The sequence below is a fragment of the Nocardioides sp. BE266 genome, assembly GCF_031457855.1.
GTDB lineage: Bacteria > Actinomycetota > Actinomycetes > Propionibacteriales > Nocardioidaceae > Nocardioides.
On record NZ_JAURTI010000002.1, the window covers coordinates 548493 to 562610 of the forward strand.

The 14118-nt window shown below is 71.7% G+C and carries 14 protein-coding genes; 3 read left to right on the forward strand and 11 right to left on the reverse strand.

What is annotated here, in order from left to right; genetic code table 11:
* Nucleotides 1–8: 8 nt before the first annotated feature.
* The 9 genes from J2X46_RS06975 to J2X46_RS07015 form a co-directional block, all read right to left on the reverse strand.
* Nucleotides 9–296, reverse strand: coding sequence for a phosphopantetheine-binding protein (locus J2X46_RS06975; RefSeq protein ID WP_310248509.1), 288 nt, complete (start codon nucleotides 294–296; stop codon nucleotides 9–11).
* Between the two features lie 59 nt (nucleotides 297–355).
* The gene (locus J2X46_RS06980; protein WP_310248512.1) at nucleotides 356–1582 is read right to left on the reverse strand and encodes a pyridoxal-dependent decarboxylase, exosortase A system-associated; all 1227 of its coding nucleotides are present in this window, start codon (nucleotides 1580–1582) and stop codon (nucleotides 356–358) included.
* Entirely contained in the window at nucleotides 1579–3150 is a 1572-nt protein-coding gene (locus J2X46_RS06985; RefSeq protein ID WP_310248516.1) for an acyl-CoA ligase (AMP-forming), exosortase A system-associated, read from the reverse strand. Before J2X46_RS06985 ends, J2X46_RS06980 begins: the two co-directional genes overlap by 4 nt.
* Nucleotides 3151–3241: 91 nt before the next feature.
* Entirely contained in the window at nucleotides 3242–4234 is a 993-nt protein-coding gene (locus J2X46_RS06990; RefSeq protein ID WP_310248519.1) for a glycosyltransferase family 2 protein, read from the reverse strand.
* Complete coding sequence (locus J2X46_RS06995; RefSeq protein WP_310248521.1) at nucleotides 4231–4935, reverse strand: hypothetical protein; 705 nt, start codon at nucleotides 4933–4935, stop codon at nucleotides 4231–4233. The genes J2X46_RS06990 and J2X46_RS06995 overlap by 4 nt, the downstream gene beginning before the upstream one ends.
* Nucleotides 4932–5933: an NAD(+) synthase gene (gene nadE, locus J2X46_RS07000; protein WP_310248524.1), complete on the reverse strand. Its 1002-nt coding sequence runs from the start codon at nucleotides 5931–5933 to the stop codon at nucleotides 4932–4934. The genes J2X46_RS06995 and nadE overlap by 4 nt, the downstream gene beginning before the upstream one ends.
* Complete coding sequence (gene asnB / locus J2X46_RS07005) at nucleotides 5930–7927, reverse strand: asparagine synthase (glutamine-hydrolyzing) (RefSeq protein WP_310248526.1); 1998 nt, start codon at nucleotides 7925–7927, stop codon at nucleotides 5930–5932. Before asnB ends, nadE begins: the two co-directional genes overlap by 4 nt.
* Nucleotides 7927–8787 (reverse strand): serine acetyltransferase, encoded by an 861-nt coding sequence (locus J2X46_RS07010; protein ID WP_310248528.1) that lies wholly within the window; start codon nucleotides 8785–8787, stop codon nucleotides 7927–7929. Before J2X46_RS07010 ends, asnB begins: the two co-directional genes overlap by 1 nt.
* Before the next feature lie 24 nt (nucleotides 8788–8811).
* Entirely contained in the window at nucleotides 8812–9096 is a 285-nt protein-coding gene (locus tag J2X46_RS07015) for an acyl carrier protein (protein WP_310248529.1), read from the reverse strand.
* A 186-nt stretch (nucleotides 9097–9282) separates the two neighbouring features.
* Here J2X46_RS07015 and acpS point away from each other — a divergent pair, with 186 nt between their 5' ends.
* On the forward strand, nucleotides 9283–9687 hold the full coding sequence (gene acpS, locus J2X46_RS07020) for a holo-ACP synthase (RefSeq protein WP_310248531.1): 405 nt from the start codon (nucleotides 9283–9285) through the stop codon (nucleotides 9685–9687).
* A gap of 6 nt (nucleotides 9688–9693) precedes the next feature.
* Here the strand turns inward: acpS and J2X46_RS07025 are convergent, their stop codons facing one another.
* Complete coding sequence (locus J2X46_RS07025) at nucleotides 9694–10854, reverse strand: hypothetical protein (RefSeq protein ID WP_310248533.1); 1161 nt, start codon at nucleotides 10852–10854, stop codon at nucleotides 9694–9696.
* Nucleotides 10855–10970: 116 nt separating this feature from the next.
* Between J2X46_RS07025 and J2X46_RS07030 the strand changes: the two genes are divergently transcribed.
* Both J2X46_RS07030 and J2X46_RS07035 read left to right on the forward strand, forming a co-directional pair.
* Nucleotides 10971–11930, forward strand: coding sequence for a hypothetical protein (locus J2X46_RS07030; RefSeq protein ID WP_310248535.1), 960 nt, complete (start codon nucleotides 10971–10973; stop codon nucleotides 11928–11930).
* Between the two features lie 257 nt (nucleotides 11931–12187).
* The gene (locus tag J2X46_RS07035) at nucleotides 12188–13633 is read left to right on the forward strand and encodes an HNH endonuclease signature motif containing protein (protein WP_310248537.1); all 1446 of its coding nucleotides are present in this window, start codon (nucleotides 12188–12190) and stop codon (nucleotides 13631–13633) included.
* A 93-nt stretch (nucleotides 13634–13726) separates the two neighbouring features.
* Here the strand turns inward: J2X46_RS07035 and J2X46_RS07040 are convergent, their stop codons facing one another.
* Nucleotides 13727–14083, reverse strand: a complete 357-nt coding sequence (locus J2X46_RS07040) for a hypothetical protein (protein ID WP_310248539.1) — start codon at nucleotides 14081–14083, stop codon at nucleotides 13727–13729.
* Nucleotides 14084–14118: the final 35 nt, after the last annotated feature.

The window sequence follows — 14118 nt, forward strand, 5'->3', positions numbered from 1 at the left end:
CCTCCTGCTCAGCTCGCGCGACGGTCGTCGATGAAGTCGGTCAGCGTGCCGACCGACTCGAACACCTCACCGGTGAAGTCGTCGTCGTCGATCACGATGTCGAAGCGGTCCTCCAGCGCGGCGGCGAGCTCGACCACGCCGAGCGAGTCGAGCTCCGGGAGCTCGCCGAAGAGGCCGGTGTCGCGGGTGATCGACCCGGCCCGGTCCTCGATGCCGAGCGTGCGGGTCAGGACCTCCACGACTCCCTCGAGGCTGCCCACGAGGCTGTCGGAGCGCTGACTGGTGACGGTGTCCATGGTGCTGGTTCCCCCTGCGATGTCTGACGGATCGGATGCCACGGTTGGGTCGGGCGTGCTCACACCAGCACCTCCGCGGGTGCCGGGTGCCCGAGGAAGGCGGTGGGGCTGGCGGTCAGCCCGTAGGCGCCGGCCTGGAAGACCGCGACGAGGTCGCCGACCTCGACCTGCGGGAGGTCGACCTCCTCGCCCAGCACGTCGAGCGGCGTGCACAGGCAGCCGACGACCGTGACCGGGCCGGTGGGCTCGTCGCTCGCCCGGGTGGCCACGGCCACCGGGTAGTTGCGTCGGATGACCTGACCGAAGTTGCCCGAGGCGGCGAGCTGGTGGTGCATCCCGCCGTCGACGACGGCGTAGCTGCGGCCGCGCGACTCCTTCACGTCGACGACCCGGGTGACGTACACCCCGGCCTCGCCGACGAGGTGGCGGCCGAGCTCGATGACGACGGTCGCGTCGGGCAGGGCCGGACGCAGCCGGCCGTCGACGAGCTCGGTGAGCCGGGCGCCGACCGCAGCCACGTCGAGCCGCTCGTCCTTCTCGAAGTAGGGGATGCCCCAGCCGCCGCCGAGGTTGACGTACTCCACCGTGCCGGGCACGTGCGGTGCGAGCTCGAGGACGAGGTCGACCGTCTTCTCGAGGGCCTCGACGAGGATGGCGGCGCTGAGGTTCTGCGAGCCGGCGAAGACGTGGAAGCCGCGCACGTCGACGTCGTGCTCCGACACCTCGCCGAGCAGCGACGGGATCGCCTCGGCATCCACGCCGAACTGCTGCGGGCCACCGCCCATCCGCATGCCCGAGCCCTTCACCGCGAACGGCGGGTTGACGCGTACGGCGGCACGCGGGCGCAGCCCCAGCTCCTTGCCCGTGCGCACCAGGCGCTGCAGCTCGGTGCGCGACTCGACCTCGACGGTCACCCCGGCAGCCACCGCGCGGCGCAGCTCGGCGTCGGTCTTGCCGGGCCCGGCGAAGCTGATCGCGGCCGGGTCGCAGCCGGTGTCGAGCGCGACTGCCAGCTCGCCGGCGGAGGCCACGTCGAGGTGGTCGACCAGGCCGGCGAGGTGCTGCACGACGGCGGGCATCGGGTTGGCCTTCACGGCGTAGCCCAGGCGCAGGGAGGCGGGCACCACGGCCCGGACCTCGGCGACGCGGGAGGTGATGAGCGCCCGGTCGTAGGCGAAGAACGGGGTCGCGCCCACACGCTCGGCGAGCCGGTCGGCGGGGATCCCGCCGACGAGCAGTCGGCCCTCGTCGGTGCCGTGGGCGGCGACGTGGTCGCTGGTCCTCACGTGGTCAGCTCCTCGCGCAGCAGCACCCGGTCGAACTTGCCGTTGGGGGAGCGCGGCAGCTCGCTGCGCACCACCACCTCGGCCGGCACCATGTAGCGCGGCAGCTGGCGGCGGAACACCTCGATCAGGTCCTTCGGCTCCAGGCTCTCGCCGGCCGGGCTCACCACGACCACCACGCGGTGCCCGAGGGCCTCGTCGGGCAGGCCGAGCGCCGCGGCGTCGCGGACCAGGCCGCTGTCGTAGGCGACCTCCTCGATCTCCGTCGGGCTGATCCGGTAGCCGGAGGTCTTGATCATGTCGTCGGTGCGCCCGACGAAGTAGAGGAAGCCCTCCTCGTCGGCCTTCACCCGGTCGCCGGACCAGACGGCCAGCTCAGGAGTACGCCAGTCGGCTGCGTCGCCGGGCACGGGCCGGAACCGCGCAGCGGTCTTCTCCGGCGCACCCCAGTAGCCCTGGGCGACGAGCGCGCCGCGGTGCACCAGCTCGCCCTCCTCGCCGGGAGCACAGCGGGTCCCGTCGGGCCGGACCACGAGGATCTCGGCGTTCGGGATCGCCTTGCCGATCGAGTCGGGCCGGCGGTCGACCTCCGACGGGTCGAGGTAGGTCGAGCGGAACGCCTCGGTGAGGCCGTACATCAGGAACGGGCTGGCCTGCGGGAAGATCTCGCGCAGCTTGCCGAGCGTGGACTGCGGCATCCGGCCGCCGGTGTTGGCGAAGTAGCGCAGCGAGGCAGTCGCCTCGGCGGGCCACTCGGCCGCGGTGAGCTGGATCCACAGCGGCGGCACGCAGGTCAGCCCGGTGACGCCGTGCCGCGCGCAGAGCCGTACGACGTCGCGGGCGAGGAGGTAGTTGACCAGCACGACGTGCGCGCCGGAGGCGAACGCCGTGGTGACCTGGCTCAGGCCGGCGTCGAAGCTCAGGGGCAGGGCCGCGAGGATCACGTCGTCCTCGTGGTTGCCGAGGTAGGTCGAGACGCTCTCGGCGCCCACGATGAGGTTGCGGTGGGAGAGCACGACGCCCTTCGGACGACCGGTGCTGCCGGAGGTGTAGAGGATCGCCGCGGTGTCGGCGTCGATCGCGGCGGAGCGGGCCGGCGGGGCCTCGACCGCGGCGACGAGGGCCGCCAGGTCCTGCAGCTCCACCTCGCCCGCGGTGGCGATGTCGTCGGCCTCGGCGTCGACGAGCAGGACGTGCGCGAGCCCCGCACAGCCCTTGGCGTCGTCGCTGATGGATTCCCAGCGCTGGCGCGAGGTGATCAGCACCCGCACGTCGCAGTCGCCGAGGATGTAGGCGACCTGCGCGCCCTTGAGGGCCGGGTTGACGGGCACGAACACCGCTCCGGCCACCGAGGCGCCGAAGATGCCGGCCACGGTCTCCGGGCGCTTGTCGAGGTAGACCGCGACGCGGTCGCCGCGCTCCACGCCGAGGCCGGCCAGCACCGCGCCGGTGCGCCACGCCTGCTCCCAGGCGGCCGAGTAGTCGAGCGTGACGTCCTGGTGGCTGAGTGCGGGTCGGTCGCCCGATCGGCCTGCTCGTTCCTCGAGCAGGTGGTGCAGGTTCGTCCGCATCTGGTCAGGCCCCCCATTCGTCCTCACGCCGGCCACCGCCCCCCGGCGACCCACGGCACGTCGAGTGGCCGACTCGACGTCCACTTCGACGCTACGGTCCGGTTGCCCCCGCAGGGGCGTCTCCGGCGGGTAGTACCGGATTTGGGGTAGCGGACCGGACGGTGGCGTCGTAGCGGTCGAGCCACTCGGGTCCGCGGGGTGCCCGGAGCAGGGCCGGACGGGTCAGCGTGCGCACTGCCGCGCGGGCGATCGCGTCGCCGCGCAGGGCGCGCGTGGACTCCCGCAGCATCAGCGCGACCCAGTAGAGCGCGGTGCTCGGACGGGAGAAGAGGCTCGAGAAGAGCCGCAGCCGGTTGGCGGTGAGCAGTGCCCACAGCCGCGGTGACGTGCCCGACCCGCCCTCCAGGTGCACCGCGCCGGCCCCGGCGACGTACTGCACGCCGAAGCCGTGCCGTCCGGCCCGGAGGTGGAACTCGGTCTCCTCGGAGTAGAGGAAGTACGACTCGTCCCACGGCCCGCAGGCGTCGAGGCAGGCGCGGCTGACCAGCTGCGTGGAGCCCTCCGCCCAGTCGGGCCTCGCGTCGGCGTCGTACGGCTGCGGGGTGCTGACGACCTCGCCCAGCGCGGGCCAGCGACCGGCCACCGTCGCGCCGAGGACCGCGTCGGCGTAGGCGCGCAGCAGCGTCGGGCTGCGCCGCATCGAGTGGATCAGCTCGCCGTCGCCGTCGCTGAGGCGCGGCACGGCGATGCCCGTGTGCGGCTGCTCGAGGGCGGCCAGCAGCGCGGGCAGGCAGCCCGGGCTGAGCCGGACGTCGGGGTTGAGCACGAGCACTGCAGGTGCGTCGGGCGTCGCGGCGATGGCGGCGTTGACGCCCGCGGCATAGCCGGCGTTGCGCCCGGTCTGGAGCACGGTCGCCTCGGGGCACAGCCGTCGCGCGACCGCCACGGTGTCGTCGCTCGAGGCGTTGTCGACCACCACCAGCTCGTACGGCACGTCGCCGGCGCCGGCGGGCAGCGAGGCGACCAGCCCGGGCAGCACGTCGGCGCTGTTCCAGGTCACCACCGCGATCGCAACAGGCCTCACGCCGTCACCGCCGAGCGCGTACGACGTCGCAGCAGCGCGGTGACGAGCCGGGCCCGGGCCGGGGCCGGCCGGTTGCGGGGCCAGCGGCGCTCCAGCAGCAGGAGGACCGCCAGCGTCACCGACATCCCGGACAGGCCGGTCGCCAGGAGCGCACGGGAGCGGCTGCCCGAGATCGGGATGACGGTCGGGTTCTTCGACGAGGGCACCGCGCGGGCGCGCAGGTTGAGCGGGGCGCCCATCTCGTCCTGGAGCTCCTCGAGCTGCACCGAGATGCGCAACGACGTGGCGCGGGCCGTGGCCAGCACCTCCTCCGGGCTGGAGGCGGCGACCTGCACGTCGAGGTAGTTGGCCGGGAAGAGCGGCCGCCACTGGGTGCCGAGGTTGGGCACGCGCACCTGCACGCCCTCGCGCCGGCCCTCGCCGACGATCGTCGCGGCCACGTCGCCGGTCAGCAGCGGCGGGGCGCCGTCGTTGAAGTCGGTGGCGATCACCCCGACCAGCGGTTGCAGGCCGTAGACGGGGTCGTCGAGGATCGTGGTCTTCTGCACGCCGGCGGGCCCCACCAGCAGGACGTTGTACTGGGTCCAGTAGACCGGCACCTGCTGGGTGACCATGAAGAGCGCACCCAGCGTCAGGACGCCGCCGAGCAGCACGACGTACCACCGCCGCAGGGCGGCGGCGATGAGGTCGCGAACGGTCATCCGATCTCCTGCACGGGTTCGACGAGCTGCGGCGGGAGGTGGAGGTAGGCGGTCGTGGTGCGCTTCTGGTCGATGTCGCCCCACACCCGCTCGACCTGGGCCGTCGTCAGCCCGGCGGCAGCGGCGACCTCTGCGATGGGCGTGCCGTTGTTCTTGCCGTGGAGGCACACGTCCATCAGGTTCCAGGGCAGTGAGAAGTAGAACTCCTCCTGCGACTGCGGCAGCGAGTAGGTGTCGGTCGTCGACGGCCGGGTGCGGATCGCCTCGGGCACGCCGAGGTACTCGGCCAGTGCGTAGACCTGGGTCTTGTAGAGGTGCGCGATCGGCTTCACGTCGGCCGCGCCGTCGCCGAGCTTCACGAAGAAGCCCTGGTCGTACTCCAGGCGGTTGGGCGTGCCGGTGACGACGTAGTTGAGCCGGTCGGCGTGGAAGTACTCCATCATCCGGCGCGTGCGCTGCTTGAAGTTCGTCGCCGCCACGATGCCGAGGTAGGACTCGGTGGTGAGGCGGTGGCGGGTGGTCGTGCCGTCGGGGGCCTGCACCACCACGGAGTAGAGGCGCAGGCTCTCCGAGTCCACCACGCTCGGCAGCACGATCTTGGACAGGTGGTCCGGACCGTAGTCCGGGCACACCATCCGGATGGCCGCGTCGCGCCGCTCGTAGCACCCCGCCGCTTCGAGGACGGGGGTGATGTCCTCGACCACGGAGTCGATGCCGAGGGCGTCGCTCACCATCGTGCTGAAGCCGAGGGTGTCCTCGGAGGAGTCGCGCTCCGGCATGTGGATGCCGAAGACGCGCGTGGGGCCGAGGGCGGCGACGCACAGCGCCGCCACCACGCTCGAGTCGATGCCGCCGGAGAGCGCCACCGTGGCGCCCTTGCGCCGGGAGCGGCCGAGGTAGTCGCGCAGCATCGTCGTGATCCGGGCGACCTCGGCCTCGGCGTCGATGGCGAATGGGTCGCCCAGCGCCATGTCCGACGAGTTCTCCAACGCGGTCATGCGGTGCTCCTCACGGGCTGGACCCGGTCGATGACGGTCATCGGCTGGGGTGGTGCGGTGTCGCAGGCGCTGCCGCCGTCGACGATGAGCTGCTGGTGCAGCAGCTGCGTCGAGATCACGGCCAGCAGGCGCATGTTGTCGGTGTTGCCGGTGCGGCGGCCGCGGGTGCGGGTCGCCTTGGCCATCAGGCCCTGCACGAGCTTCGGCGCGAAGACCCCCGCGTCCGCCAGGGCGGCGGGCGAGGTGACGTCGCCCAGCCAGTCGGGCGGTGCATCGCTGAAGAAGCTGGCCGTGTCGGGGGCGCGGTAGGGCTGCTTGGGCCGGCGCCGGATCGACTCGGGGACGAGGTCCTCGAAGGCGAGCTTGAGCAGGTGCTTCTCGTCGAGGCCGCACAGCTTGTGGCGGGCCGGCAGCTGGTTGGCGAAGGCGATGACGTCCTTGTCGAGGAACGGGAAGCGCCCCTCCACGGAGTTGGCCATCAGCATCCGGTCGCCCTGGCTGGACAGGATGTAGCCGGGCAGCAGGGTGGTCATCTCCAGCCACTGCGCGCGGGACAGCGGGTCCCACGACGCGCTCTGCGGCGGCAGCATGGCCAGTACGTCGTCGCCCGCACCGCGCACGACCTCGTCGAGCAGCCCGGGCGCGAGCATCCCCTTGACCGCGCTCGTCGACGCCCACCGCGGGCGGTGCGAGATCGCCGGGTCGTGCGGGTCGAGGTCCTGGCCGAAGAAGCTCCGCGCGAAGGCCGGCGCCTGGCCGGGGTTGTTGGCCATCCACGGGTAGAGCAGCTCGACGGCGCGGTCGCGGGTCTTCGAGCCGGGGTCGCGCGCCCAAAACGCCCGGACGCGGCCCTCGCGGAAGATGTCGTAGCCGGCGAGCACCTCGTCGGCACCCTCGCCGGTGACCACGACCTTGTAGCCGTTCTGCCGGACCAGCTTCGACAGCAGGAACAGCGGCGCCGGCGCGGTGCGCAGGATCGGCGTCTCGGTGTGGAGCACCACGTCGGGGAAGACCTCGGCGACGTCGGCGGGCGAGACGGTGATGTCCTCGTGCTGGGCGCCGAGCTCGGCCACCATCTTCTGCTGGTGCACCCCCTCGTCGTACTCCGCATCGGCGAAGCGCAGCGAGAAGGTGTGCAGCGGTGCGTCGGTGTAGCGGGCGATCACCGCGGCCGTGATGGAGGAGTCGATGCCGCCGGAGAGGTAGGCCCCGACCGGCACGTCGCTGCGCAGGAACCGCAGCCGTGCGGCCTCGACGATCCGCTCGCGCAGCTCGCGGGCGTTCTCCTCGATGTCCTGGCCCGGCTCGGCGCCCCGGGCGGGGAAGTCGGCGCTCCAGTAGGGCCGGCGCCGGAAGCCGTCGCGGTCGAGCACGGCGACGTGGCCCGGCTCGAGCTGCTCGATGCCCTTGAAGACCGTCCGTGGCGCGACCGTGGACCAGTAGGTGAGGACCTGGTCGAGGCCGACCGGGTCGAGCTCGCGCGGCAGCTCGGGGTCAGCCATCAGCGCCTTGACCTCGGAGGCGAAGGCGAGCCGGTGCTCGTCGCGCGTGAAGAACAACGGCCGGACGCCGAGCCGGTCGCGCGACAGCACGAGCCGCTGCTCGCGCGAGTCCCACAGCGCCAGCGCCCACTGGCCGTTGAAGCGGTCGAAGCAGCCCTCGCCCCACTCCTCCCACGCGTGCACGATCACCTCGGTGTCGCTGTGCGTGCGGAACCGGTGGCCACGCCGGCGCAGCTCGTCGCCGAGCTCGACGTAGTTGAAGATCTCGCCGTTGAAGGTGATCCAGACGGTCTGGTCCTCGTTGCACAGCGGCTGGGCGCCGCCCTCGGTGTCGATGATCGCGAGCCGGGTGTGGCCGAGCGCGGCGCGATCGTCGACGTAGAGGCCGCTGCCGTCAGGGCCGCGGTGGTGCAGGCGCCCGATCATGCGGGTGACGAGGTCGCGGTCCGGGGGAGGTCCGTCGATCGCGACGACCCCGCAGATGCCGCACATCAGGCGGTCTTTCCGGCGCGCTCGAGCACGGCACGCATGCCCTCGGCCGTGCCGAGCTGGTCGGGGTCGATCTCGTCCTCGCGCAGCACGACGTCGAAGACGTCCTCGAGGAAGATCGCAGCCTTCACGGCCTCGAGGTGGCGGTCGCCGGCGGGGTCGCGGAGCCGGGCGTACTCGGCGAGCGCGCGGTCGAACCGTGCAGCCTTCTCGTCGGCCACCGGGTCGGCTGCGACCGGGCGGCGGACCTTGTAGTTGAGCATCGCGGAGTTGTCGTAGTCGGCGTTGACGACGCGGCCCGGGTTGCCGGCCACGAGCGCCCGCGGGGGTACGTCGCGCGCGATCACGGTGCCGGCCGAGATGGTCGCGCCGTCGCCGATCGTCACGTCTCCGGTGATCGTGGCGCCCGGCCCGATCCACACGTCGTTTCCCAGGCGCGGCACGCCCTGGTCGCCGGCGGCGACCCGCTGGCCGATGGTCACGTTGTGGTGGAGCACGCAGTTGTCCCCGATGGACACCGGGCCGACGAAGACGCCGGTGTGGTGCATCAGGTAGAGGCCCGGCCCGATGCGGGCGCGGTGATCGATCTCGGCATGGTGGATCGTCGACGTACGACGCCGCCACACGGCGCTCACGATGCGCGGTGCGAGGCCGAGCACGCGGTGCTGCCGGTGGTAGCGGCGCACGGCCTGGTCGAAGCGGTAGCACGCGACGACGCGGAAGTCGGCGTTGAGCACCCACAGCCGCAGCCGCTGGCGCAGGCCGCGCTGTCCCTCGGCAGAGATCGTGTAGTACTTGTCCAGGTCCGTCTGGAACGGACGCAGGTCCGGGTCGTCGACGACCCGGGTCTGGATTGCCCCCATTGGCTGGTCCCCCGAGTCGTGCGGTCAGCCCACGGGCTGGGTGGCCCCGGTCTTGGCGAGCACGAAGCGGGTGAGCCCGCCGATGCTGCCGAGGTTCTCGAACACGGTCTCGTTCTCGGCCACCTCGATGCCGAAGCGGTCCTCGAGGAACTCGATCAGCTCGAGGATGCCCGTGGAGTCCACGACGCCCTTCTCGAGCAGCGACTCCTCGTCGCCGGGGAGGCGGTCGATGTCGCCGAAGAGGTAGTTGTCCCCCATGAACTCGCGCAACGTCTCCCTGATCTCGTCGCGCTGCATCTGGTCCTGCACGTCGGTCTCCCTTGTTCGTCAGGTCCGCCCCCTGTGGACCCGTCGATCAGTTGAACAGGTGCCGGGGTCGCCGCCGAGCCCGAACGAGGATGCTCCCCAATAGTGGTGACGGGCGTCTCAGGCGTCCGTCCCGGGCGTCACAGGAGCCCTAGCGTTCCCCTCGGTGGCCCGCTCGTGAGGCGGGCCGTGGAACGGGGGATCGTGATGCTGGGTGCGGGGACCGACATCGTCTCGGTAGCGCGGATGGCCGGCCTGGTGCGCAGCGGCGGCGACCGCTTCCTGCAGCGGTGGTTCACCGGTGCGGAGATCGCCTACTGCACGTCGATGGCGCGTCCCGAGCTGCACCTCGCGGCGCGGATGGCCGCCAAGGAGGCGGTGGTGAAGGCGCTGCACGGACCGGCCGACGGCCCGGTGCCCTACGGCTCGATCGAGATCACCCGCGGCGACGACGGCGTGCCCGGTGTCGTGCTCAGCGGCGACGTCCTGGAGTTCGCGCGCGGCCGTGGCGTCGGGCCGATCCACGTGTCGATGTCGCACTGCGACGAGTACGCCGTCGCGGTGGCGCACGCCGAGGCCGCTCCGGCGGTCTGAGACCGCTCAGCGACGGGCGCGGCCGGCTCCGAGCGGTACCGCCTGCGGACGGCTCCACTCCTCGGGAGGGCGCACCGCTGCCGGGCCGCCCACCAGCCACACCTCGCCCCACTGCACGCCGGCGAGCCAGTTGCCGTCGGCCAGCAGCGGACGCAGGCGGGCGAGGTCGCCGACCTCCAGGCCGGTCACCAGCACCCGGTCGGCCGGGTCGAGCGAGGCCATCGCCACCGGCAGCTCGGGCAGCTGCAGTGCGGTCATCGAGACCGGACGGCCGTCGCGCTCGATCACGACGGGACGCCCGGCCCTGGCCGCGAAGCTGCCGGCCCGGTCGACGTTGACCAGGTGGAGCGGGTTGCTGGGCGACCAGTCGACGAGGTCCACCTCGTGCGCGATGTCGGCTAGCACGACCGGCACGTCGATCTCGGCGCGCACCCGCGCGGCCAGCCGCGACTGCTTCAGCCACGTGCGGCGCCAGCCCTGGCTGCGCACCACCGGCAGCTGCTTCCAGTCGGGCCGGCGGGCGCCGACGGTGCCGCAGCTGGTGTGGATCGGCTGGAGCGCGGGATAGCTGTCGCCGACGTGGCGGTGGGCCTCGTCGAGCCGCGCGAGGTTGGTGGTCATGCTGTTGTGCGTGATCGCCGTGTCGACGGCGCCGGCGAGCCGGCCGCGGGCGCGCACGCGCAGGGCGTACTCGACGGCGTAGGCGTGCCACGCCAGCTCGGGGTCCTCGCTGAGCGGCTCGGCGAGCAGGTCGTCGCGGCGCGCGATCACCAGCACCTCGTCGAGGGTGTCGACCGGGATCGGGCTGGGCGCGGCCTCGCCGATCAGGATCACCCGGTCGCGCAGCCGCCCGGCGGACGTGTTCGCGGCGGTGACGCCGTTGGCGCCGAGGATGCCCCAGCGCTCGTCCTCCAGCCACGCCGCACACGCGGCCAGCTGGTCGATGTCGTGCAGGTAGACGTCCTGGTGGACCAGCACGACCACGTCGTGGTGGGCCATCCGCACGGCGTGGTTGAGCGCCCCGCCCGCGGTGGAGAAGGCGTGCGTCGTGTTGTCGATGGGGAGGTACTCCACCTCGACGGAGCCGTCGTACGCCTCGAGCGAGCGGTCCAGGCAGTGTCGTCGCACGACAGGGTCGTTGAAGACGCACGCGATCGTCAGTCCCACGGCGCGAGTCGACCACGGGCCAGCCGTCCGCTCGATGCTCGATGCCTCGACATCCCCCGAGTGGGGTACGCGCATGCGCGGCTTTCGGGTGATGCTGGATGCCAGGGGGTACGTCGATGGCACGGAGACGACGGACGGCCGCGCTGGCCGTCGCGGCGCTGGTCGCCGCCGGCATGGGCGTGGTCGGCTGGCGGGCGCTCGCGCAGCCGGAGGCTTCGGACCCACCGTCTTCCGGCTCGTCGTCGTCTCCTTCGCCCTCCAAGGCGGAGGCGGGCTACGACACCTCGGTCTTCCCCGGCAAGGACAACACCGGCGTACCGCCCGACGTCGAGCTCACGCCGTACGCCGGACCCTGCACTCTCCTCGAGACCACCGTCCTCTCGGGTGTCGACGCCACGGGCGTGTGCCCCGCGATCGTCGTGCAGGCGCCCGACGTGGTGATCGAGGACTCCCGGGTGCCGCGGGTGGAGAACACCGCGACCCAGGTCGACGCGTCGTTCTCGGTGGAGGTGATCGACTCGGAGGTGGTCGCGGGTGGGTGGATCGGCGGGGCGGTGTGGGGGAGCAACCTCACCGTGCGCCGGACCGAGATCACCGGCGGGCAGCACAGCGTGCACTGCGGCAGCCACTGCGTCGTCGAGGACTCCTGGCTGCACGACCAGTTCAACCCCGACGGCGAGGCCGCCCACAACAACGCCTTCATCACCAACGGCGGCACCGACATGGTCGTGCGTCACAACACCCTCCACTGCACGCCGAAGCTCAACGCCACCGGCGGCGGCTGCACGGCCGACCTCTCCCTCTTCGGCGACTTCGAGCCGGTGAAGGACGTGCTCGTGGAGGGCAACCTGCTCAAGGCCAACGACGTCTCGATCTCCTTCTGCGCGTACGGCGGCGACGCCCCCGGCAAGCCCTTCCCGGAGGCCACCGGCATCGTCTTCCGCGACAACGTCTTCGAGCGCGGCGAGAACGGGAACTGCGGCGTCTACGGCCCGGTGACCTCCTTCAACGCCTCCTCCGCCGGCAACGTCTGGAAGGACAACACCTGGGACGACGGCAGCGAGCTCACCCCCTAGCTGCGTGCACATCTTCATGGGTGGTGGTCGAGTAGCTCGGCGAGGAACGAGCCGGCGTATCGAGACCCGACCATCTCGCCGCTGGTTGAGCAGCGAGCGCCAGCCCTCTCCGCCGGTTGAGCAGCGAGCGCCAGCGAGCGTGTCGAAACCAAGGAGCACTCGGTGGTTGAGGTGCGAGCGGAGCGAGCCTCGAAGCCACTCTCCACAATTGCGCTCAGCCATGGCGACTGTCGGTGCCATCGACTAGAATCGAACACATGATCGAGACGCTGGAGCAGGACGCCGAGAGGGTTGCAGACGACCTCTCGGCCGCCGACGTGCTCGCCTCGATCCGCCAGCGGAAGGCCGCCGAGGACCGCGCGGCCGCTGACCAGCTCATCCTGGCAGCGCGGTGGGCCGACCTCCACCCACCCGAGTCGATCCACCATGCCGCCACCTTCACGATCCCGGGCTGCGAGCACGAGGAGCCGATCGCCGGCGAAGGCACTCCGCGGGTCGCAGAGTTCTGCATCGCCGAGCTCGGCGCCGTCCTGGGCATCTCGACCACCTCGGCGAAGAAGCTCATCGGTCACGCCCTCGAGCTCCGCCACCGCCTCCCGCGCCTGTGGGCACAGGTCCAGGCCGGCGTCGTGCCCGCGTGGCGCGCCCGGTCGGTCGCCGAGACCACGATCCACAGCAGCCCGGCCCTCACCGTCGAGGCCGCTGCCCACGTCGACGCGCAGGTCGCAGCGGTCGCCGGCCGGATCGGTCCCGCCCAGCTCGACCGGCTCGTCGCGGACACCATCAAGCGCTACGACCTCGGCCAGGCTGACCCGGCCGCGGATCCGGAGGACGGTTACCTGCACGTCGATCCCCGCCACGCCACCGTCCATGGCGAGGACGTCCACTTCGCCGGCACGATGAGGTTCGAGGCCGAGCTCGACATCGCCGACGCCCTCGACCTCGACCACGCGCTCGCCCACGGCGCCGCGACCCTGAAGGCCCTCGGCTCCGAGGCCTCGCTCGACTCGCGTCGCTCCGCGGCCCTGGGCGACCTCGCCCGCACCCAGACGGCGTTGGACCTCACTCTTCTCATGGGTGGTCGAGTAGCCGGCGAGGAACCTCCTCCAGGTGGTCGAGTAGCCGGTGAGGAACGAGCCGGCGCATCGAGACCCGACCTACCCAGTGCTCGCGAGGTCGTGATCCACGCCCACTTCGACGCCAGCCTCGACGGCGCCCGGACGGTCTTCGGCCCGACAGGTCGGATGGAGGAGGGCCAGCGCCTGATCCTGCTCGACCAGGTCAAGGACTGGTGCGGCGACTCCCGCACCAAGGTGACCATCAAACCCGTCATCGACCTCACCGCCGAGCTGAGCGCACCCGGCTACGACATCCCCGACCGGATCCGCGAACAGGTCATCCTCCGCGACCGCACGTGCGTCTTCCCGCACTGCACGAGACCAGCCCGCAAGGCCGACGTCGACCACATCATCGAGTACGACCACACCGCCGAAGCCGAAGGCCGACCACAACTCGGCCCCACGACCAGCAGCAACCTCGCGGCACTGTGTCGTACGCACCACCGCCTGAAGACCCACTCCGCCTGGACCTACCGGATGCTCGAACCCGGAGTCTTCGAGTGGACCAGCCCCCACGGACATCACTTCCGCCGCGACCGCTACGGCACGACCCCGATCGACCCGGATCCACCCGACCGATCATGACCCCGCCCCACGCCCCGCCAGTCCCCACGATGGCGGGGTCACAGCCACGTCCAACGGACCTCTCCCGCACCAACAGCGGCACATGAGTGCGTTTCAGACGCGCAAGAAGTTGTCCTCGATGACGACCTCAGGAGAGACCTGAATGCGAGCACGGCCCGCGCCGTCAGGGCCCCCGTACTCCAGGACCAGCGCCGTGCCGTGCTCGTCCCTTTCGATCGTCAGGCGGGTCGCCTGCTCGCGGAACAGGTCGACCAAGATCCTTTCGTTGCCCCGGTGTCGTACGCGCACGCTGTCATCCGCAACGTCCCAGGTGATGTGGAGTTCCTCCGCAACGCCAGTCGAGACTCGAATCTCCCGCACGTAGGCGTCGCCCGAGATCTCCTCGGTCTGGGGGACGAAGCCGAAGGCATCGAGCCAGGAGGCGTCATCGGCGGCTTCAAGTCGAGGCACCCTCGCAACGTATAGGCGCACAGGCAGCAGTGTCC